Genomic DNA, 20,311 nt, shown 5'->3' with positions numbered 1-20,311 from the left:
ATGACGAACATCATCGAGATCTGGTTGGAGAACCGACGCGGCGGCAAGACCGTCGGGATCGGAGAGGTCGAGCCGCGGATCTCCTTCTTGGCGGATGCCGCGGCCCCGGCGTTCGAGCTGGAGTTCACCCCCGACGCCGGCGCCCCCCGCGTCGTGCAGGCGACCACGACGCAGCGCGTGGCGTGGCCGTTCGCGCCGCTCGCTCCGCGCGACGGAGGCGAGCTCCGTATCCGCGCCGTCGATTCGGAGGTGTGGAGTGAGCCCGTCAGGATCGAGGCGGGACTCGGCGATGACTGGGCGGTCGACTTCGTGTCGCCCTCCGTTGAAGCCGCCCGCGATGCGCCCCGCCCGGCCTACCTGATGCGTGCGGTGATCGCAGAAGGCGCCCTGCCCGATGGCATCGTCAGAGCGCGGGTCTACTCGACCGCCCACGGCGTCTACGAGCTCGAGGTCAACGGCGAACGCGTCGGTGACGACGTGCTCGCCCCCGGGTGGACGAGCTACAGCCACCGCCTCCGCTATCAGACGCACGATGTGACGGCGGCGCTGCGCAGCGGCGAGAACGTGATCGGCGCCTGGCTGGCCGACGGCTGGTACCGCGGTCACATCGGATTCGACGGCGGGGTGTGGGACATCTACGGATCGGACGTCGCGCTGCTCGCGCAGCTCGAGGTCACCACGGCTGACGGCTCCCACCACCGGGTGCCCCTCGAGTGGAGCACGTCTGTGTCGCCGATCACCTCGGTCGGTCTCTATGAGGGCGAGACCTTCGATGCGCGGCTCACGGACGACGGATGGTCGACCCCCGGTCACGACGCCTCCGGCTGGTCTCCGGCGGCCGTGCTCGCCCGGTCCGACTTCCCCGCGGCGATAGAGCCGCCGACGGCCCTGCCGGTGCAGGAGACTGAGACGCTGCGACCCGTCTCGATCACGCGCCAGCCGAGCGGACGCATCCGACTCGACTTCGGACAGAACATCTCGGGTGTGCTGTGCATCAAGGTGCGGGCGGAGGCGGGTCACACCGTGCGGCTGCACCACGCAGAGGTCATCGAGAACGGTGAGCTCGGCACCCGTCCGCTGCGCGCAGCGACGTCGGTCGACACCTACATCACCTCGGGGCGCGGTGAGGAGACCTACACGCCGAGGTTCACGATCCACGGCTTCCAGTACGCCGAGCTCGAGAACTGGCCCGGCGAGTTCCATGAGGGCGACGTCGAGGCCGTCGTGATCCACACCGGCATGCGTCGCACCGGCTGGTTCGAGTCCTCGAACGACGGACTCGACAAGCTGCACTCGAACGTCGTGTGGAGCATGCGCGACAACTTCGTCGACCTGCCGACCGACTGCCCGCAACGTGACGAGCGGGTGGGGTGGACCGGTGACATCCAGGTCTTCGCCCCGACCGCGCTGCGGCTGTTCGCGGCCCACGGCACCCTCACCGGCTGGCTGCGCGACCTCGCGTTCGAACAGCACCATCAGGGACACGTGCCCAACTTCGTTCCGTGGGTCGAGTGCGGCTTCCCGAACTTCCCCACGGCTGCCTGGGGTGACGCGGCCGTGATCGTCCCATGGGAGTTGTACCGCAACGACGGCGACCTGCGCATCCTCGCCGACCAGTATGCGAGCATGCGCGCCTGGGTCGACCTCGTCGACGACCTCACCGGGCACTCGGGGCTGTGGAACACCGGCTTCCAGCTGGGCGACTGGCTCGACCCGACGGCGCCGCCCGAGGACCCCGGCAAGTCGCACACCGACAAGTACCTGGTGGCGACGGCCTATCACGTGCGCACGGCTCGGATCCTGGCCGATACGGCGACGCTGCTCGGCGAGGAATCGGATGCCGCGCACTACCGCACAGTCGCCGAGCGTGCCGCGCGCGCCTTTCAGAACGAGTTCCTCAGCGACACCGGTCGAGTGGTCAGTGACACCCCGACCTCGATCGCCGTCGCGCTCGTGTTCGAGCTCTTCGAGAACGAGGAACAGGTGCGGCGAGCCGGCGCTCGACTGCAGGAGCTGGTGGGAGCCGGCGGGTTCCACATCTCGACGGGTTTCGTCGGGACCCCGATCATCTGCGATGCACTGGTGCGCGCCGGCAGCATGGACTACGCGTACCACCTGCTGCTGCAGGACGAGCTTCCGTCGTGGCTGTATCCGGTCAGCATGGGTGCGACGACGATCTGGGAGCGGTGGGACAGCATGCTGCCCGACGGATCGATCAACCCCGGCGACATGACATCGTTCAATCACTACGCGCTGGGAGCCGTCGCAGACTTCCTGCATCGCGCGGTCGCCGGGCTCGCCGCTGACGCACCCGGGTGGGAGCGCATCCGCTTCGAGCCGCGGCCGGGCGGTGGGCTCGAGCATGCGGGTGCGCGGTACGACAGTGTGCGGGGCACAGCGGCGATCTCCTGGCGACGAGACGGCGAGAGTCTGTCGATCGAGGTCGAGGTGCCCGCGGCATCCACGGGCGTTCTGGTGCTGCCCGGATCCGCGGAGGAGATCCCCGTCGGACCGGGTCGTCATTCGTTCACCACGACCTTCCGAGCGGTGGCCGACGACCCCGAGCGTCCGTTCTTCGGGTGGCGCAGGCCGGAGCCCGTTCTCGAGACCGAGGGAGCATCATGACGCAGCAGCACATCCGGCCTGGGCAGGTGTGGCTCGACACGAAGGGCGAGCGGATCCACGCCCACGGAGGCTCTGTCCTCACGGTCGACGGCGTGCACTACTGGTACGGAGAGAACAAGGAGTTCTCGACTCCCGGCAGCGGGATCTGGCACTGGGGCGTGCGCTGCTACTCGTCGACGGATCTCGTCAACTGGGATGACCGTGGCGTGATCATCCCACCCGACGAGGACGACGAGTCCTCGCCGCTGCATCCGTCGCAGGGCCTCGATCGTCCGCACATCATCTTCAATGCGCAGACGGGCAAATTCGTGTGCTGGGTCAAGGTGATGACCAAGGGATCGGTGCAGCGCTCGACGGTGCTCACCGCCGACAGCATCCTGGGCCCGTACGAGATCCAGCGCACCTGGCTGCGCCCGCTCGACATGAGCGCAGGGGACTTCGATCTGGTCGTCGACCCGCACGACGGCAAGGGCTACTACTACTTCGAGCGCGTGCACTCCGAGATGATCTGCGCCGATCTGACCAGTGACTACACCGACGTCACGGGGTACTACTCGACGCATTTCCCACAGCCGCAGCCCCCGTTCGTGCGGGAGGCGCCGGCGCATTTCCAGCGCGGCGGGCTGCACTATCTGCTGACCTCCGGGACGACCGGGTACTACCCGAACCCCTCGGAGTCAGCCGTGGCGCGCAGCTATCACGGCCCGTTCGAAGTGCTCGGCGACCTGCATCCGAGCGATGAGTCCCGCACATCGTTCCATTCGCAGATCTCGTCGGTGTTCCGGCACCCGGGCAAGAAGGATCTCTACATCGCGATCGCCGATCGCTGGCTTCCGCGTTACGTCGACCATGGCGACCGAGCTCGTCAGGCCTTCATCGAGCATTTCGCACCGGGCAGAGACGGCGACGAGCCGATGGAGGAGTTCGCCTACGTCGACACCTCGATCGCCGACTACGTCTGGCTGCCGATCCGATTCGACGGCGACCGACCGGTCGTCGAGTGGCGCGAGGAGTGGTCGCCCGACGAGTACGAGGACGCCTGACCGGATCCTTCGCGCAGGCCTGTGATCGCCGAGTTCCGACGGGTGTCTCCGCGGCCGACCCCACTCGATAGGCTCGTGCCCATGACGCTTCCCGAGCAGGCCCAGAACAATCGGGTGTGGCATGTCGCGGGCCTGGTATGCGGCGTGCTGGCGATCTTGTCGTCGTTCGTGGTGCCGAGCGGCGTCGTGGGCTACCTCGTCGCGATCGCGATCGCCGCGACCGCTGTGCTGATCGGACACGCATCGGTTCGGCGGCGCGGTGCGTTCCGTGCTGCGGCCATCACGGGTCTCGTGCTCGCCTACCTGGGGCTGATCGTGTCGGTCGGTCTGCTGGCGGTCCGGCTCACCCGCATGTTCACCGCCTGAGCGACCTCAGTCGAGCAGGCTCGTGATGGCCGGGTCGCGGCGGGCGACCTCTGCCGCTGTGCCGATGATGACGTGGCGAATCGCGGCGACCGCGACGGCGGGTGTGACGTCGGCGCGGTGGGCCAGGCTCACGGTGCGCCTCATCATCGGGTGCGAGATCCTGACCGAGCGCAGCGCCGGCTGATCGAGCAGCACCATCGCCGGAACCACGGCCACACCCACTCCTCGTTCGACGAAGCGGAGTAGCGCATCCATCTCGGCTCCTTCGAGGACGACCGTCGGAGTCAGCCCCGCCGAGCGGAAGGCCGCGTCGGTGGTCGCCCGCAGCTCATAGGTCTCGTCGAGGGCGATCAGCGGCAGCGTGGCGAGATGGTGGAGGCTCATGATCGACGACGTCGACACCGGAGGCTCGGACGCCGCAGACACGACGACGAGCTCCTCGGTCAGCAGCGGCATGCGAGTCAGACTGAATCCCGAGGGCGGGGGCCCCTCCGACTCCGTGATGAGCGCGATGTCGACGGCCCCGACGGCCAGCTGGTCGACGAGCAGCCTCGACCCGCTCTCGGTCAGGTGCAGGTCGACGCCGGGGTGCGCGGCATGGAAGGTGCTGATCGCCTCGGCGACGAGGCTGATGCAGAGAGTGGGTGGCGCTCCGAGACGCACGCGTCCGCGGCGGAGCCCGGCGAGCTCGGCCATCTCCTCGCGAATCGCGTCTGACTCTGCGAGCATCCGCTGAGCGCGGGGGAGCAGAGCCTCTCCGGCCGCGGTGAGGCCGATGTGGCCGCGTGCGCGGTGGAACAGCTCGGCGCCGAGTTCGCGCTCGAGGGTCGAGATCTGTCGGCTCAGCGACGGCTGTGCGAGGTGCAGGTGCTCGGAGGCGCGGGTGAAGTGGCCGAGGCGGGCGACCTCGACGAACCCGCGGAGCTGCTCGAGGTTCATGTGTTCACTGTATCGATACCAGTAGAACAATGCATTGGAGTTATCAGGGCACCCTACCTAGCGTGGAAGGCATGAGTACTCGCGAACGTCAGATCTCCACCACGGTCCTCGTCATCGGCACCGGCGGATCCGGGCTGCGGGCGGCGATCGAGGTCGCCGAGCACGGCATCGACGTCCTCGCCGTCGGCAAGCGCCCCCGACAGGATGCCCACACCTCCCTCGCCGCCGGCGGCATCAACGCCGCGCTCGGCACCATGGACGAGGGAGACAGCTGGCAGCAGCACGCGGCCGACACCATCAAGGAGAGCTATCTGCTCGCCAATCCCCACACGGTGGAGATTGTGACGCAGGGCGCCGAGCGCGGCATCCGCGACCTCGAGCGCTGGGGCATGGATTTCGCCCGCGAAGACGACGGACGCATCTCGCAGCGGTTCTTCGGAGCTCACACGTTCCGTCGCACCGCATTCGCCGGCGACTACACCGGTCTCGAGATCCAGCGCACCCTGGTCGCGAAGGCCGAGCAGCTCGAGGTGCCGATCCTCGACCACGTGTACATCACGCGCCTGCTCGTGCGAGACAACGTCGTGTTCGGTGCCTACGGCTTCGACCAGTCAGACGGCACGCGCTATCTGATCCACGCGGATGCCGTGATCCTCGCCGCCGGCGGCCATAACCGCATCTGGCGCCGCACCTCCTCGCGTCGCGACGAGAACACCGGCGACTCGTTCCGGCTCGCGGTCGAGGCGGGCGCCCGGCTGCGCGACCCCGAGCTCGTGCAGTTCCACCCGTCCGGAATCATCGAGCCCGAGAACGCTGCAGGCACGCTGATCTCCGAGGCCGCACGTGGTGAAGGCGGCATCCTGCGCAACGCGCTCGGCGAGCGATTCATGTCGAACTACGACCCCGAGCGCATGGAGCTCTCCACCCGGGATCGCGTCGCGCTCGCGGCGTACACCGAGATCGCCGAGGGCCGCGGAACGGAGAACGGCGGCGTCTGGCTCGACGTCTCGCACCTGCCTCGCGAGACGATCATGACCCGTCTGTCGCGCGTCTACCAGACGATGATGGAGCTGCAGATGCTCGACATCACCACCGACCCGATCGAGATCGCTCCCACGGCGCACTACTCGATGGGCGGCGTGTGGGTGCGCCCTGACGACCACCAGACCGACGTCGACGGACTCTATGCGATCGGCGAGGCGTCGAGCGGACTGCACGGGGCCAACCGCCTCGGCGGCAACTCGCTCATCGAGCTGCTGGTCTACGGCCGCATCGTCGGTCAGGCGGCCATGGCGCATGCGGCGGGGCTCGACGCCCAGCGTCGGTCGGCCGATGCCGTGGCGCAGGCCCGAGCAGAGATCGACGACCTTCTCGTCGCCGACGGCCGCGAGAACGTGCGGGCGCTGCAGCGCGCCATCCGCAACACCATGACCCAGCACGCGGGTGTCGTCCGCTCGGAGGAGGGACTGCGGGCAGGTCTCGCCGAACTCGACATGATCGAGGGACGCATGGAGGACATCGGCATCCACCCCGACATCGCCGGCTTCCAAGACCTCGCGCACGCGTTCGACCTGAAGGCGTCTGCTCTCGCCGCACGGGCCACGCTCGAGGCGGCGCTGGAGCGTCGGGAGACGCGTGGATGCCACAACCGCAGCGACTACCCCGACACCGACCCGACGCTACAGGTGAATCTCGTCTGGTCGCCGACCGGCGGCGTGACGCACGAGTCGATCCCCGAGATCCCCGCGGAGATCGCCGAGCTCATGCGCGAGGTCGACACCGAGGGCAAGCTCGTCGAGTAGCCCTCCCCGAACTCGCTCCCGTCGCAGGGTGCATCGCGACGGGAGCGGCCGGGTGGCGAGCGAGGTAGGAGTCGCTCAGTCGCCCTCTTCGGTCTCCGGACCGTCGATGACCCCGATCCCGACCGCTTCATGGTCGGGCTCGGGGTCGTTGCGCGTCGGGGCCTTGGGCTCTTCCGACGGCTCCTTCTCAGTGCTCGGCTCTTCGAGTTCGTCGTTGCTCGGAACCTCGGAGGGGTCCGCGTCTTCAGGAGAGTCGGCCTCGGCCGGCTTCTCGGCGGTGCTGCCCGTGTCCTTGAACTCGCCGGCATCGCCCGACGACGGTGTCGGGGTCGGCGTCTGGGCCTCGGGGTCGAGGCCGGAGGTCGGGTCCTGCTCAGGAGTGCTGTTCGTCATGGTCGTCCCTTTCGCATCGGATGCATGACCAGGATCGATCTCCGATTCCGCGGCGAGAAGGGCCTTGACGGCGATGCCCCGACCCGTCATCTCGGCCACGACGTAGGCTGAGGAGGTGACAGCGTACGTCTCGGCCTTCGATCTCTTCTCCATCGGAGTGGGCCCCTCGAGTTCCCACACGGTCGGGCCGATGCGGGCGGCGCTCGAGTTCGCGCACCGGCTCCGCGCGACAGGAGCGCTCGATCGCGTCGCGCGCATCGGATGCACCCTCTACGGCTCGCTCGGTGCCACCGGAATCGGACACGGCACACCCGATGCGGTCGTCGCCGGGCTGCGCGGTCTGGCGCCGGAGACCTGCGATCCGGCTGACGTGCGGTCAGCGTGGACCGACCTTCGCGACGGGGCGACGCTGCGAATCGACGGGTCTCACGAGATCCCGTTCTCGAAGACCGACATCGTGTTCGAGCCGCGCACCCGTCTGCCCGGTCATCCGAACGCCATGACGCTCACCGCGTGGGACGCCGCTGCGGGTGTCGTCTCCGAGGAGACCTACTACTCCGTCGGCGGCGGGTTCATCCGGCGGGATGGAGAAGCCGCGAAGCTCGCTTCGGCGCCGCTGCCCTATTCGTATGCCGACGCCGCGTCTCTGCTCGCGCTGTGCGACCATCACGGGCTGTCCATCGCCGAGGTCGCGCGACTCAACGAGACCGCCGAGCGCCCGGAAGAAGAGGTCGCAGCCGGACTCGACGCGATCTGGGATGCCATGGCCGCGTGCGTCGAGAACGGACTGCACTCCGACGGTGTGCTCCCCGGCATGCTCAAGGTCAAGAGACGCGCGAGCATGATCCGCGCCCAGCTCGAGGAGGCAGAGGCCGACGGTCATCGCGAGCTGCCGGGGGAGTGGCTCGGCGCCTTCGCGCTCGCGGTGAATGAGGAGAACGCCGCGGGCGGTCGGGTCGTCACCGCTCCGACGAACGGTGCCGCCGGCATCCTCCCCGCCGTCGCGATGTACTGGTGGCGGTTCCTCGCAGACTCGGGCCTCGGCGCCGGCAATGCCGTGACGCCGTACGGAGAGCTGGTCGGCAGCGCGCTGCTCGGCTTCGACGGCACACGGGCGATCGACGCCGGCGGGGCCGATGACGATGAGGCTGTCGCCGATGCGAACCGTCGCCGCGGCATCAGGCGATTCCTGCTCACCGCCACGGCACTGGGCTCGCTGTTCAAGGCGAACGCCTCGATCTCGGGTGCCGAGGGAGGATGCCAGGCCGAGGTCGGCTCCGCCTGCGCGATGGCCGCCGGAGGGCTGACGGCCGTCATGGGCGGCACCAACCGGCAGATCGAGAACGCCGCCGAGATCGCGATGGAGCACCACCTCGGGCTCACATGCGACCCCATCGGCGGCCTCGTGCAGATCCCCTGCATCGAGCGCAACGCCATCGCGGCGTCGACCGCGGTCACGGCCGCCCGTCTCGCGCTGCGCGGCGACGGCAGCCACTACGTCTCGCTCGATGCGGTCGTCGAGACGATGCGCCAGACCGGCATCGACATGTCGACGAAGTACAAGGAGACCAGCGAGGGCGGCCTCGCTGTCAACGTGATCGAGTGCTGATCCGACCTCCCGACGGTCGCGTCGGTGGCTGCGGCTAGCCTCCTTCGGAGGAGGAACGCATGGAATCGATCTGGACCGCCGGCAGCCGTCGTCGACGAGAGCAGCCGGTCGTCGCCGTGCGAGCGAGCGACGACGCGCCGGAAGTCGGGCGGGTCTGGCCGATGAGCATCCCCGCGGTGGCCCAGGTGCTGGAGGAGGGGATCGACCTCTCGCCCGGGGTGACGTTCCTCGTCGGCGAGAACGGCAGCGGCAAGTCCACGATCGTCGAGGGGATCGCGATCGCCTACGGCCTCTCGCCCGAGGGGGGGTCGAAGTTCGCCAGACACAGCACGCGACCGACGGAATCACCGCTGTCGGAATGGCTGCAGCTGCAGCGAGGTGTCGGAGCGAACCGCTGGGGATTCTTCCTGCGGGCCGAGACGATGCATTCCTTCTACACGTACCTCGAAGAGAACCCCTCGCCGCGGGGAGACGTGCCGTTCCACGAGATGAGTCACGGCGAGTCGTTCCTCGCCCTCCTCGAGAGCCGATTCGACGAGCCGGGCTTCTACTGTCTCGACGAGCCTGAAGCAGCGCTGTCGTTCCAGTCGACGCTCACCCTCATCGCCGTGCTGCAGCGCATCGTCGACGACGGCGGCCAGGTGCTGTGCGCCACGCATTCGCCGGTGCTCGCTGCGCTGCCGGGCGCCCGGATCCTCGAGGTGGGTGACTGGGGCATCCGCCCTGCCGAGTGGAACGACCTCGAGCTCGTGAACCACTGGCGCTCGTTCCTGCAGGACCCGCCGCGGTATCTCCGGCACCTGCTCGACTAGGGGTCGCGTCCCGGCACCCCGGTCGCGGGTCGTAGGCTGACGCCATGACCGAGCAGCGCGCGCCGAGGAAGCGCGGTCGTCCGAGGGGTGGCTCGGACTCGCGCGAGCGCATCATCGGTGCCGCCGTCGACGAGTTCGGCGAGCAGGGGTATGACGGGTCGACGGTGCGCTCGATCGCCAGCAGGGCCGGCGTGGATTCCGCGCTCGTGCACCACTACTTCGGCACCAAGGCCGATCTGTTCGCGGAGGCGGTCGGCATCCCGCTCCGACCTGACATCGATGTGCCTGGAATCGTCGCCGGTCCCCGAGGGGAAGTCGGCGAACGGCTCGTCCGCTATGTTCTCGAGGCGTTCGAGCAGCCCGACATCCGCCGACGCGGGGTGATGCTCATGCGCACCGCGATCGGCAGCCGGCTCACGACGCCGCTGCTGGCCGGGTTCCTCGCGCGCGAGCTCATCGGCAAGATCGCGAAGACGCTCGGCGTCGCGGATGCGGAGTTGCGGGCCGCCCTCGTCGCGTCGCAGATCGCGGGGCTGCTGCTCACGCGGTATGTGCTGAAGCTCGCACCGATGGCCTCCGCATCCGTCGACGACATCGTCGCGCGCGTCGGTCCCACCGTGCAGCGGTATCTCTTCGAGTAGTTCGGGGCCGACCCGACTCCACACCCACCACCACGGAACCCGTTGACCTCGCCGGCCGGCGAGCGCATAATTCATCACATGATGAATAACCCGGCGGTCGAGGTCGCAGGGCTGCACGTGCGCCGGGGGAAGACCGTCGTCTTCGACGGGACCGACCTGACGATCCCGCAGGGCGAGATCACCGGTCTGCTCGGGCCCTCCGGATGCGGCAAGACCACCCTGATGCGTGCGATCGTCGGCGTGCAGAGGGTCGCCGCAGGCACGGTGACGGTGCTCGGCGAACCGGCCGGATCGGCGCAGCTGCGCCATCGCGTGGCCTACGGCACTCAGGGCGCTGCCGTGTACGGCGACCTCACCGTGCGTCAGAACCTCTCGTACCTCGCGGCAGTGCTGAAGGCGCCGAAGGGCGATGTCGATCGGGTGATCGCGGATGTCGGTCTCGGAGCGCAGGCGGGTCAGCTCGTCGAGTCGCTCAGCGGCGGCCAGACCACACGGATCTCGCTGGCCATGGCGCTCATCGGGTCTCCCGAGCTCATCGTCCTCGACGAGCCGACCGTCGGCCTCGACCCGGTGCTCCGCGTCGAGCTGTGGGATCTGTTCCGCGGGCTCGCTCAACGCGGAGTGACGATGATCGTCTCCAGCCACGTGATGGACGAGGCGCTGAGGTGCGATCGGCTCGTGCTGATGCGCAGCGGGCGGATCATCGCCGACACGACCCCGAAGGCCCTCCTCGCAGAGACCGGCACCGTCGACCCCGATGCGGCATTCCTCGCTCTGATCGAACGCGACAGTCGGATGCAGGACCGCCGGCCTCCCGGCACCACGAGGCGCGAGCGTCGGGAGGCGGCGGAATGAACGGCCGTCGGATCCTCGCCACAGCGGGCCGGGTGCTCGGTCAGCTGCGCCATGACCCGCGGTCGATCGCACTCATGCTCGTCGCGCCGAGCCTGCTGGTCGGTCTGTTCGCGTGGCTGTTCAGCGACCAGGACGGTGTGTTCGATCAGTTCGGCGGTGCGATCCTCGCGCTGTTCCCGTTCATCGTGATGTTCCTCATCACGTCGATCACGACCCTGCGCGAGCGCCGCTCCGGAACCCTCGAGCGTCTCATGACGACTCCGCTCGGCAAGGCGGACTTCATCCTCGGATACGCCCTGGCCTTCGGAGTCATGGCGCTGTTGCAGGCGGTGATCACCGTGTCGTTCGCGGTCGGTGTCTGCGGCCTCGATGTCGACGGCGAGCTGTGGCAGCTCGGACTCGTCGCCGTGGTCGACGCGCTGCTCGGAACAGCGCTCGGGCTGCTCGCGAGCGCGTTCGCCCAGACCGAGTTCCAGGCCGTGCAGTTCATGCCGCTGCTCGTCTTCCCGCAGATCATCCTCGGCGGGCTGTTCATGCCGCGGGATCAGATGCCCGATGTGCTGTACGCGATCTCCGGCTGGCTCCCGCTGAGCTATGCGATCGACACGATCAACGCGGTGACCGCCGGGGACGAGGGGTGGGACGTCTACGCCCCGTTGCTCGTGGTCGTCGCCTTCGGCATCGGAGCCCTCGTGCTCGCGTCGCTGACCCTGCGGCGCCGCACGCCCTGACGCCTCAGCGCCGGCCGCTGCTCAGCGCGCCGAGCGGTTCTTGGTGTGCTTCGTGGGCACGGCGGCCCAGGGATCCTCAGGCCACGGATGCCGCGGGTAGCGCCCCCGCATCTCGGCGCGCACCTGGCCGTATGGACCGGACCAGAACGAGGCAAGGTCATCGGTGACCGCGAGCGGACGACCCGCGGGCGACAGCAGATGGAACAGCACAGGCACTCGCCCGTCGACCAGCCGAGGGGTCTCCGCCCAGCCGAAGCACTCCTGCAGCTTCACGGCCACGACAGGGCGCGCCGTGGCGTCGGCGGGGTCGGGGTAGTCGATGCGGATGCGCGAGCCGGTGGGCACCTCGAGGCGTTCCGGAGCCAGCTCGTCGAGTCGCGCGGCGTCGGGCCACGGCAGCAGGCGCCGCAGCGCTGACGTCAGAGAGATCCGCCCCGCAGGCGTGCCGCCAGCCAGCACGTCGAGCTCGGGAGCCAGCCATTCGTCGAGAGCGTCGAGCAGTCCGGCATCCGACACATCGGGCCAGGGGGCGCCCAGCTCTCGTCGCAGCAGCCCCAGTCGGCAGCGCAGCGCGGCGGCCGAGTCAGACCAGGTGAACATGTCGAGACCCTCACGCCTGATCGCGCGGCGCACGGCGTCGCGCCCCTCCTGGGCCGATGCCCGCACAGGCGAAGACGAACGCAGGATCGCGCCGACGCGGCGCTCCCGCCGCGCCTGGACGCGGCCGGCCGTGAACTCCGCCTCGACGCGGTCGGTCATCAGGTGATTCGCGGCGCGCTCCATCTGCGCCTCGGTGAGCACGGCCGCCGATCGGATGATCGCGCCTGAGCCGGCAGTCGCCCGTGCCGAAGCGCGCGCGACGTCAGCGACCGCGAGCCACTCGACGGCCCCGAGCGGGCCGCGCACCCCGGCCCGGGTTCCGGATGCCAGCAGAAACGTCGCCCCTTCGGCGGTGCGCTCGACGCGATGGGCGATCCGCTCGGGGAACGCTAGGGCGATGACGAAGCCTACGCCGTCGAGGCCCGAGCGTGCGTCCGGTGTCGGACGGACCATGCGCTCGAGGCGATTCGCATCGTCGCGCCATCGTCGCGCGTCCGGTGTGCGTCCGCCTCGCAGGGTGATGAGTGCGTGAGCGACGTCGGCCTCGGCGATACGCAGGTCGCCGCCGAGCACCGCGACGACCTCGGCCGCGAGGCGGCTGCCGACCACGGGGCTCCCGTCGCGGAGCGCGCGGGCAAGGCGGGGGTCAGCAGGAACTCGTGCGAGGGCACGGCCTTCGGCGGTCGCGCGACCCTCGTGGTCGATCGCGCCGAGACTGCGAAGCACCGAGACGGCATCAGCCAGGTTGTCTGCGGGCAGCGGATCGATCATGCGCAGACCTGCGCCACCCGGAGCGCCCCAGCAGGCGAGCAGCAGAGCGGCATCCGCGAGGTCGGTCACCGCGATCTCCGGAGCCGGGCGTGCAGGGGCTGCCGCATAGGAGCGCTCGTCGACGCAGCGGATGACGACGCCGGGGCCCTGGCGTGTGGCTCGGCCGGCGCGCTGCACGCACGATGAGCGTGACGCGGCGGTCGTGACCAGACCCGTCATGCCGCGGGTCGCGTCGCGCTGAGGATGCCGCGAGAGACAGCTGTCGACCACCAGACGCACACCGGGCACCGTGAGCGAGGACTCGGCCAGCGATGTCGTGACGATGATGCGCGGCCTGTCGTTCGGGGAGCGGCCGCGGATCACGGCATCCTGTTCCGCCGCGGGGATCTGGCCGTGCAGCTCCCGCACGTCGAACGCATCGCTCGTGTCGCGGATGCGACGGGCGATCTCCGACACCTCGCGTGCGCCCGGTGCGAAGACCAGCACGTCGGCGTCGGGGTTCTCGCGTCGCAGATCGAGGGCCGCTGACGTGGTGGTGCGGGCGACGTGGTCGAGGAACCCTCTGGTGACTCCGCGCTCGTCGAGGCGCGGCGTCGCGCTCGGCGCCCAGCGCTCGGCGAGCGGGAAAGCGGGGACGTCGTGGTCGACGACCGGAGCCGGACGGTCATCCGCGCCGAGGACTGCGGCGATGCGCGCGGCGTCGAGCGTGGCCGACATCGCGACGACGACGAGGTCGTCCCGCAGCTCGCGGACCTCCGAGAGCAGGCCGATCAGCAGATCGGTCTCCAGTGCGCGCTCGTGCACCTCGTCGATGATGACGGCATCCACGCCGTCGAGGCCCGGGTCGTCGATCATGCGCCGCAGCAGCACTCCCGCGGTGACGAATTCGACCCGGGTCTGCGGTCCCGCCGAGCGCTCACCGCGCACCGTGAAGCCGACGCGGGTGCCCAGCGGCGAGCCGTCGAGTTGCGCGAGGCGCCTCGCAGCTGCCCGGGCGGCGACGCGACGAGGCTGGGTGACGATCACTCGTCCGGTCGATCGCGATGCGAGGAGCGGCGGCACGAGGGTGGTCTTGCCCGTGCCGGGCGGTGCGCTCACGACCACCGACCCGCTTTCGTCCAGGGCAGTCGAGAGCTCGTCGAGAGCGGCCGCGAACGAGAGCCCGGCGCCGATGGCGGCGAGGTCGAAGGCGGCGGGCGTCATCGCTCCAGTCTGCCCCGCCGGAGAACGGCGTTCACAATTCAGCATGAAGATGCTCGACCTGTCCCAGAAAGCGATCCCCGGCCCCCGACGCCCCGATTCATGCTGAACAGTAAACGGTGCGCTCCCTGAGACGACGGATGCCGCGACCGATCCGGCCGCGGCATCCGCTGTGTGCTGTGTGCTGACTACTCCGCTGCCGGAGCCGGCGGTGCGGGCGGCGGCGGGGTGGTCGGGGTGGACGTGCGCGTCGCCGGAGCAGACGGCGCGGATGCCGCAGCCACCCCCTCGCCGATGCCACGGCCGACGGCCTGACCCTGGATGATCGACGCGAGGTCGAGTCCGGTCGCCGAGCTGACGCTGTCGAACACCGACTTCAGCGCCTTCGCGCTGTCGGCGCCGACGAGGTTCGACGCGCCGTCCTCGCCCGAGCTGCCGATGATCGACACGTTGCCGATCGCTGCGTAGCCCTTCGAGAACTCCGCCATGATCGACGGCAGCACGTCGAGCACGCGCTGCGACAGGAACGCGTCCTGGTTCGATGCGATGGCCTTCGCCTCGGCCTCGACGGCGGCGGCTCGCGCCTCACCCTCGGCGCGGATGGCGTCTGCCTCGGCGTTCGCACGCAGGCGGCGGGCCTCGGACTCGGCCTCGGCCTGCGCCCGAAGGGCGTCTGCCTCACCGGTCGCACGCGCGATCGCGGCTGCGGCCTCACCGTCGGCCTTGGCCTTGTCGGCCTGTGCCTGCTGCTCGGCGATGCGGGTGCGGGCCTCGGCCTGCTTGACCTGCTCGATCGCGCCGGCCTCTGCCGCACGCTCACGCGTGTAGAGCTCGGCCTGCGCACGGGTCTCGGCCTCGTACCGCTGGGCGTCGGCGACGCGCTTGACGTCGGCGTCGAGCTGAGCCTGACGGTTCTCGGCCTGCTGCTGCAGAACGGCCTGCTGAGCCTGCTCGCGGGCGAGGTTCTCGGCCTGCTCGGCCTCGGCGCGCGCACGGCCGATGCCGGCGTTGGCGTTGGCGGTGTTCGTGTCGAGTGCGGTCTGCTCGACCAGGTTGGCTTCCTGGTTGGCGATGTTCTTCTGGTTGATCGCACGGTCGGCGTTGGTCTGCGAGATCTCCGCCGACTGGCGCTTCGCCTGGATCTCGGGAGCACCGAGCGACTGGATGTAGCCGACCTTGTCGGTGATGCCCTTGATCTGGAAGGAGTCCAAGATCAGACCCTGCTCGGCGAGCTCCTGCGAGACGTCGGCGGCGATCTGGTCGGAGAACTTCTTGCGCTCTCGCATGAGCTCGACGACCGAGAGGGTCGCGACGATGCCACGGAGCGCACCTTCGAGCTGCTCGGTGGTGAACTGCTCGATGGCCTTGTCCTGCGAGGCGAAGCGCTCGGCGGCGCGACGCACGAGGATGGGGTCGGAGCCGATCTTCACGATCGCGACGCCGTCGACGTTGAGCGTGACGCTGTCGAGCGACTGGGCCTCGGCGTTGAGCGAGACCTGACGCGAGCGCAGCGAGATGATCTCGTGGCGCTGCGTGATGGGGTTCACCAGCGACTTGCCGTTCACGATGACCGTGACGGGCGACTCCGACATCTCGTCTCTGGTCGAGCCGTCTGCGCCGATGACAGCGCGCGCCACCTTCTGTTTGCGTCCCGAGATGACGAGCGCCTCATCGGCGCGCGCCACCTTGATCCAGCTGCGTGCGAACAGCAGCAGGATGAGCAGGACGACGATAGCGATGGCTATGCCGATGCCGACGATGATGAGGATGCCTACGACTCCGGCGATCTCCATGGATGACCTCCCTGGTTCCCCCCGAGGGGGCGGTCTCGGATGCCGGCGCGGCCGCGCGGGCGTTCACGCTCCACCCTGCCAGAGATCGGGGGATGCCGTCGAAGGAGTCGACGTCGGGATGCGCCTCGGGAGGAGAAATGCGCTTGGGGAGGAGGTCTCAGCCCGAGATCTCCTCCCGTGACGCAGATCTCCTCCCGTGGGGCAGGTTTCTGTCGTCAGGCCGAGGCCTGCGCGCCGCTCAGCGGCCGCGGAGCTTCTCCGCCAAGTCGCGCAGCGTCCTCAGCTCGGCGTCGTCGAGTCGCGACATCCGCTCGGCGATCGAACGGCCATGCACCGTGGCGACGCTGCGGAACTCTCGGACACCGGCATCCGTGGCCCTGATCAGCGCGCCGCGCCCGTCATCGGGGTCGGGGCACTTCGCGACGAGTCCGCGGGCGACCATGCGGTCGACGAGACGAGAGACGCTCGGCTGGCTGATCAGCATGTTCGCGGTGACATCGCGCAGGCGAGCTGACATGCCGGGGGAGCGGGTCACGGTGAGTAGGACGTCGTACTCGGCCTGCCCGAGATCGGTGTGATCGAAGTCGGTGTTCATCTCGGTGAACAGCTCGTGCTGTGCGCGGAACAGGCTCTCCCAGGCCTCGAGGGCGAGCTTGCGATCGGTCATGGAGAACAGCGTACTGGCAACAGTAAAGGGCCGGTCGGAGAGGCTCCCGACCGGCCCTTGTCCCTTGCACCAAGAGTGTCCTGCAATCACATGCGGTGTATGCCACAGCAAACATTCACCGTGCGATCACTCTATAACGGCGAGATAACGAATGCAACGGTTTGGTCACGGAATCTTCGGCATTCGTGCCCTTCGTCGACTTCGGGCTCGAGGACGCGCTCATCCACGCCGCGGTGTTCGTCCCGCTCGGTGTGCTCGTCCCCCTGCTCACCGCTCGGCCGCGCCGGTGGAAGGCAGTGGCGATCGTCCTCGCGACGCGCTCGACGGCCGTCGCGGGATTCGTCGAGCGATTCCGGTGGCCGGCGCGCGAGCGTCCCCGCAGCCAGCCAGTCGGGATCCCGAAGCCGGGTCGCGGGCGTGTCAACCAGGGCGAGGCCTGATGCGTCGCTGATGTAGGGGGAGGTCCGGAGCGGGACGACGGCCCTCGCGAGGCCTCCGCTGTTCCGTTCCCGGGATCCGGATCCGACCACGACTGTCCTTTCGGACAGGGCGATCCCGTGCGGCCGGCGGGGGTGCTCGAGAGCCGCGCTGGCGAGGCTGGAGACATGAACATCTCCACATCTCCGCCGCTCCAGGCGCGCGGACTGCACAAGTCCTTCCATGGACGCTCTCGCGTCGACGGAGTCGGTTTCACGATCGCGTCAGGGAGAGTCGTCGGCCTGCTCGGGCCCAACGGCGCCGGCAAGACCACCACGATCCGCCTGCTGCTCGGACTCATCGCCGCGGACCAGGGCGAGGCCCTGGTCTTCGGGCGCCCCTACCGCGACCTCGAGCGGCCGGCCACGATGGTCGGCGCCGTTCTCGACGCCGGCGGTCTGCACCCCGCCCGCACCGGACGTGAGCACCTGCGCATCGCCGCGGCCCGCGCCGACGTCGCCCCCCAGCGCGTCGATGGGGTCCTCGCCGAGGTGGGCATGACCGCCGACGCCGACCGCAGATCCGGCGGATACTCGCTCGGCATGAAGCAGCGCATCGCGGTCGCGGCAGCGCTGCTCGGAGAGCCGAAGCTGCTCGTGCTCGATGAGCCCTCCAACGGCCTCGACCCCGCCGGCATGCGCTGGCTGCGTGATCGCCTGCGGGCCTTCGCAGATGCCGGAGGGACGGTGCTGCTCTCCTCACACCTGCTCTCCGACGTGCAGGACATCGCCGACGACATCGTCGTGATCGCCGAGGGGCGGGTCGTCGCCGACGTGACGTTGGCGGATGCCGTCGCCACAGCGAGCGGAGACCTCGAGGGCTACTACCTCCAGGTCACCGGAATCGCGGGGGTGCGCTGATGTTCCGCGCAGAACTCCTCGGACTGACCACGACCACAGCGACGAAGGTCAGTGCGCTCGTCGCCGTGATCGGACTCACCCTGACGCAGCTGATGTTCGTGACCGTGCTCCCGGCGCTGGCTCGCGGCGACATCGGTCCCGGCGCAGAGGCGCTCGGTGCCGACCTCCCCGTGCTCGACCTGACATCTCCGGCGGCGCAGCTCGACGCGATCAATCCGCTCGGCGCGTCGATGGGAGGCGGGTCGATCGGCATCGCGCTCCTCGCCATCGTCCTGCTCGGCACCCTCGCCGGCACCAGTGACGACCGGTACGGCGGCATGGTCGGAGCAGCCCTCGCGTCTCCCCGTCGTGGTCGCATCGTCGCGGGCAAGGCCATGGCCGTCGCAGTCGTCGGTGTCGTCATCGGCGCCCTCATGGCGGTTGTCAGTCTCACCGCCCTGCTCGTCGCGCTCGCGACGACCGCAACGACTTTCACCGCGGGCGTCGGTGACGTCGTCGCCACCCTGGGGCGGGGCGTCGTCGCAGTCGCGGGCCTCGCACTGATCGGCCTCGCGGTCGGCATCCTCGTGCGGACGCAGCTCGCCGGCATCCTCACCATGCTCGCGGTGCTCTTCGCCGAACCGCTCGTCACCGCCATGACCTCGCTGATCGGCGGCGGCTCCGCGCCCGTCTGGACGCAGTTCCTGCCGGTCGCGCTCGCGCAGAACGTCATTCACGGCGGGTCGGCCGGGGTGCCTGTCGGAGTGGCGCTCGCGGCCCTCGCCGCCCTCTCCGCGGCGGCGCTCGCCGCGGCATCCGTCGCTCTGTCCCGGCGCGACCTCTGATGCCCGACCCATCCGACACGACCCATCCGACGGGAAAGGACACGACATGAACGACATCCCCACACCCCAGAACCAGCCCGCCCCCAGACGCAGGATGCGGACGGTGATCGCGATCGCGGCCGCCGCCGTGCTCGTCGCGGGAGCGATCACAGCGGGCGTGCTCTTCCGGGCGTCCGATCGACCGGCCTCGTCCGCGGACGCGGAGACGACCAGCGCGCTCGAGACGAGATTGCAGTCCCTCGTCGACGCCGGCTACCCGGCGGCCCTCGCATCGGTGACCTCGCCGGATGGTGAGGTCGAGAACGCGGTCGCCGGCGAGGGCGACATCGAGACCGGCCAGGCGCCTCCACCCGACGCAGAAGTGCGGATCGCCAGCAACACCAAGATGTTCGTCGCGACGATCGTGCTTCAGCTGGTCGACGAGGGCCTCGTCGACCTGGACGCTCCGATCGACACGTATCTTCCCGGGCTGATCGGGGGAGCGAGGATCGACGGCGCCGGCATCACCGTGCACCAGCTGCTGCAGCAGACGAGCGGTCTGCCGGAATACGCCGACCAGATCGCGGCCGATGCCTTCGGCGCGCAGGAGAAGTACATCTCTCCGCGGGACATGCTCGACATCGCCCTCACTCGCCCTGCGAGCTTCGCGCCGGGGGAGAGATGGGAGTACAGCAACACGAACTACCTGGTGCTCGGGCTGCTCATCGAGGCGGTGACCGACCGCGCGATCGCCCAGCAGATCGATGAGCGCATCGTGACGCCGCTGGGACTCGAACACACGTACTTCCCCGCCCCTGGTGAGCTCCCGCTCCGCGGGGAGCACCCCACCGGTTATCACGCCGACGTTCCGGGAGAGCTGCGTGACATCTCCGCCATGGACACGTCATTCGCCTGGTCGGCCGGAGCCATGGTGTCCACCCCGGCAGAGCTCAACACCTTCATGCGTGCGTTGCTGAACGGCGAGCTGCTGAGCGGTGCCGGGCTCGAGACGATGAAGACCACCGTGCCGGCGGGCGATGAGCTCTGGCCCGAGGCGGAGTACGGACTCGGTCTGCAGCGGTACCCGCTCAGCTGCGGAGGATTCGCCTGGGGGCACGGAGGCGACATCCCCGGCACCCAGACGCGCAACGCCGTCGCACCGGACGGCACCGCCGTCACGATCGCAGTGACCGCGCTTCCCTGGGCGGTGGTCTCCCCGGATGACGACGAGGTGCTGCTCGAGCAGTATCGGATCGTCGTCGAGGCGCTCGATGAGACACTGTGCGATCGGTGATCACACCTCGATCGATCCCGGGTCCTGCCT

General features: G+C 69.3%; 18 protein-coding genes. 13 read left to right on the top strand and 5 right to left on the bottom strand.

From position 1 onward, the window contains the following. From OB895_RS08400 to OB895_RS08390, 3 genes are all read left to right on the top strand, one after another. Complete coding sequence (locus tag OB895_RS08400; protein WP_079112261.1) at positions 1-2,625, top strand: family 78 glycoside hydrolase catalytic domain; 2,625 nt, start codon at positions 1-3, stop codon at positions 2,623-2,625. After that, a complete protein-coding gene (locus OB895_RS08395; protein ID WP_079112262.1) occupies positions 2,622-3,668 on the top strand; it encodes a family 43 glycosylhydrolase in 1,047 nt (348 codons plus the stop codon). Before OB895_RS08400 ends, OB895_RS08395 begins: the two co-directional genes overlap by 4 nt. A gap of 81 nt (positions 3,669-3,749) precedes the next feature. After that, entirely contained in the window at positions 3,750-4,034 is a 285-nt protein-coding gene (locus tag OB895_RS08390; protein ID WP_079112263.1) for a hypothetical protein, read from the top strand. A gap of 6 nt (positions 4,035-4,040) precedes the next feature. On the opposite strand, the gene OB895_RS08385 is transcribed toward OB895_RS08390, so the two are convergent. Further along, the gene (locus OB895_RS08385) at positions 4,041-4,973 is read right to left on the bottom strand and encodes a LysR family transcriptional regulator (protein WP_042537122.1); all 933 of its coding nucleotides are present in this window, start codon (positions 4,971-4,973) and stop codon (positions 4,041-4,043) included. Positions 4,974-5,044: 71 nt separating this feature from the next. Between OB895_RS08385 and OB895_RS08380 the strand changes: the two genes are divergently transcribed. Then, positions 5,045-6,775 carry an L-aspartate oxidase gene (locus OB895_RS08380; RefSeq protein ID WP_311879794.1) on the top strand — a complete coding sequence of 577 codons (1,731 nt, stop codon included), beginning with the start codon at positions 5,045-5,047 and terminating at the stop codon, positions 6,773-6,775. A gap of 75 nt (positions 6,776-6,850) precedes the next feature. Here the strand turns inward: OB895_RS08380 and OB895_RS08375 are convergent, their stop codons facing one another. Further along, entirely contained in the window at positions 6,851-7,321 is a 471-nt protein-coding gene (locus OB895_RS08375) for a prolipoprotein diacylglyceryl transferase (RefSeq protein ID WP_228385652.1), read from the bottom strand. Here OB895_RS08375 and OB895_RS08370 point away from each other — a divergent pair. From OB895_RS08370 to OB895_RS08350, 5 genes are all read left to right on the top strand, one after another. Beyond that, complete coding sequence (locus OB895_RS08370) at positions 7,284-8,777, top strand: L-serine ammonia-lyase, iron-sulfur-dependent, subunit alpha (protein WP_079112265.1); 1,494 nt, start codon at positions 7,284-7,286, stop codon at positions 8,775-8,777. The two genes, OB895_RS08375 and OB895_RS08370, sit on opposite strands and share 38 nt — an antisense overlap. Positions 8,778-8,836: 59 nt before the next feature. Beyond that, complete coding sequence (locus OB895_RS08365) at positions 8,837-9,589, top strand: AAA family ATPase (protein WP_079112266.1); 753 nt, start codon at positions 8,837-8,839, stop codon at positions 9,587-9,589. Between the two features lie 44 nt (positions 9,590-9,633). Further along, positions 9,634-10,230 carry a TetR/AcrR family transcriptional regulator gene (locus OB895_RS08360; RefSeq protein WP_079112267.1) on the top strand — a complete coding sequence of 199 codons (597 nt, stop codon included), beginning with the start codon at positions 9,634-9,636 and terminating at the stop codon, positions 10,228-10,230. Between the two features lie 78 nt (positions 10,231-10,308). After that, positions 10,309-11,085 (top strand): ABC transporter ATP-binding protein, encoded by a 777-nt coding sequence (locus tag OB895_RS08355; protein WP_228385653.1) that lies wholly within the window; start codon positions 10,309-10,311, stop codon positions 11,083-11,085. Then, positions 11,082-11,816 carry an ABC transporter permease gene (locus OB895_RS08350; protein ID WP_079112268.1) on the top strand — a complete coding sequence of 245 codons (735 nt, stop codon included), beginning with the start codon at positions 11,082-11,084 and terminating at the stop codon, positions 11,814-11,816. Before OB895_RS08355 ends, OB895_RS08350 begins: the two co-directional genes overlap by 4 nt. Positions 11,817-11,837: 21 nt before the next feature. Here the strand turns inward: OB895_RS08350 and hrpB are convergent, their stop codons facing one another. The 3 genes from hrpB to OB895_RS08335 all read right to left on the bottom strand — a co-directional run bounded on the left by hrpB (position 11,838) and on the right by OB895_RS08335 (position 16,847). Next, positions 11,838-14,390 carry an ATP-dependent helicase HrpB gene (gene hrpB / locus OB895_RS08345; RefSeq protein WP_079112269.1) on the bottom strand — a complete coding sequence of 851 codons (2,553 nt, stop codon included), beginning with the start codon at positions 14,388-14,390 and terminating at the stop codon, positions 11,838-11,840. Between the two features lie 185 nt (positions 14,391-14,575). Then, entirely contained in the window at positions 14,576-16,180 is a 1,605-nt protein-coding gene (locus OB895_RS08340; protein WP_042537139.1) for an SPFH domain-containing protein, read from the bottom strand. Between the two features lie 238 nt (positions 16,181-16,418). Further along, entirely contained in the window at positions 16,419-16,847 is a 429-nt protein-coding gene (locus OB895_RS08335; RefSeq protein WP_079112270.1) for a MarR family winged helix-turn-helix transcriptional regulator, read from the bottom strand. A 185-nt stretch (positions 16,848-17,032) separates the two neighbouring features. Between OB895_RS08335 and OB895_RS08330 the strand changes: the two genes are divergently transcribed. The 4 genes from OB895_RS08330 to OB895_RS08315 all read left to right on the top strand — a co-directional run bounded on the left by OB895_RS08330 (position 17,033) and on the right by OB895_RS08315 (position 20,281). Further along, positions 17,033-17,287 carry a VanZ family protein gene (locus OB895_RS08330; protein WP_153302132.1) on the top strand — a complete coding sequence of 85 codons (255 nt, stop codon included), beginning with the start codon at positions 17,033-17,035 and terminating at the stop codon, positions 17,285-17,287. Between the two features lie 165 nt (positions 17,288-17,452). Continuing rightward, the gene (locus tag OB895_RS08325; RefSeq protein WP_079112272.1) at positions 17,453-18,184 is read left to right on the top strand and encodes an ABC transporter ATP-binding protein; all 732 of its coding nucleotides are present in this window, start codon (positions 17,453-17,455) and stop codon (positions 18,182-18,184) included. Continuing rightward, positions 18,184-19,008 (top strand): hypothetical protein, encoded by an 825-nt coding sequence (locus OB895_RS08320; RefSeq protein WP_079112273.1) that lies wholly within the window; start codon positions 18,184-18,186, stop codon positions 19,006-19,008. The genes OB895_RS08325 and OB895_RS08320 overlap by 1 nt, the downstream gene beginning before the upstream one ends. A 46-nt stretch (positions 19,009-19,054) precedes the next feature. Next, on the top strand, positions 19,055-20,281 hold the full coding sequence (locus OB895_RS08315; RefSeq protein WP_079112274.1) for a serine hydrolase domain-containing protein: 1,227 nt from the start codon (positions 19,055-19,057) through the stop codon (positions 20,279-20,281). Positions 20,282-20,311: the final 30 nt, after the last annotated feature.

This window comes from Microbacterium forte (assembly GCF_031885415.1).
GTDB lineage: Bacteria > Actinomycetota > Actinomycetes > Actinomycetales > Microbacteriaceae > Microbacterium > Microbacterium forte.
Note: the sequence above shows the minus strand (reverse complement) of the source record. Positions and strands in the feature narration are given on the sequence as shown.

Bases quoted from the DNA above. Each gene is read 5' to 3' on its own strand.
- OB895_RS08400 (WP_079112261.1), top strand. From the start codon at position 1: ATGACGAACATCATCGAGATCTGGTTGGAGAACCGACGCGGCGGCAAG.
- OB895_RS08395 (WP_079112262.1), top strand. From the start codon at position 2,622: ATGACGCAGCAGCACATCCGGCCTGGGCAGGTGTGGCTCGACACGAAG.
- OB895_RS08390 (WP_079112263.1), top strand. From the start codon at position 3,750: ATGACGCTTCCCGAGCAGGCCCAGAACAATCGGGTGTGGCATGTCGCG.
- OB895_RS08385 (WP_042537122.1), bottom strand. From the start codon at position 4,973: ATGAACCTCGAGCAGCTCCGCGGGTTCGTCGAGGTCGCCCGCCTCGGC.
- OB895_RS08380 (WP_311879794.1), top strand. From the start codon at position 5,045: ATGAGTACTCGCGAACGTCAGATCTCCACCACGGTCCTCGTCATCGGC.
- OB895_RS08375 (WP_228385652.1), bottom strand. From the start codon at position 7,321: ATGGAGAAGAGATCGAAGGCCGAGACGTACGCTGTCACCTCCTCAGCC.
- OB895_RS08365 (WP_079112266.1), top strand. From the start codon at position 8,837: ATGGAATCGATCTGGACCGCCGGCAGCCGTCGTCGACGAGAGCAGCCG.
- OB895_RS08360 (WP_079112267.1), top strand. From the start codon at position 9,634: ATGACCGAGCAGCGCGCGCCGAGGAAGCGCGGTCGTCCGAGGGGTGGC.
- OB895_RS08355 (WP_228385653.1), top strand. From the start codon at position 10,309: ATGATGAATAACCCGGCGGTCGAGGTCGCAGGGCTGCACGTGCGCCGG.
- OB895_RS08350 (WP_079112268.1), top strand. From the start codon at position 11,082: ATGAACGGCCGTCGGATCCTCGCCACAGCGGGCCGGGTGCTCGGTCAG.
- hrpB (WP_079112269.1), bottom strand. From the start codon at position 14,390: ATGACGCCCGCCGCCTTCGACCTCGCCGCCATCGGCGCCGGGCTCTCG.
- OB895_RS08340 (WP_042537139.1), bottom strand. From the start codon at position 16,180: ATGGAGATCGCCGGAGTCGTAGGCATCCTCATCATCGTCGGCATCGGC.
- OB895_RS08335 (WP_079112270.1), bottom strand. From the start codon at position 16,847: ATGACCGATCGCAAGCTCGCCCTCGAGGCCTGGGAGAGCCTGTTCCGC.
- OB895_RS08325 (WP_079112272.1), top strand. From the start codon at position 17,453: ATGAACATCTCCACATCTCCGCCGCTCCAGGCGCGCGGACTGCACAAG.
- OB895_RS08320 (WP_079112273.1), top strand. From the start codon at position 18,184: ATGTTCCGCGCAGAACTCCTCGGACTGACCACGACCACAGCGACGAAG.
- OB895_RS08315 (WP_079112274.1), top strand. From the start codon at position 19,055: ATGAACGACATCCCCACACCCCAGAACCAGCCCGCCCCCAGACGCAGG.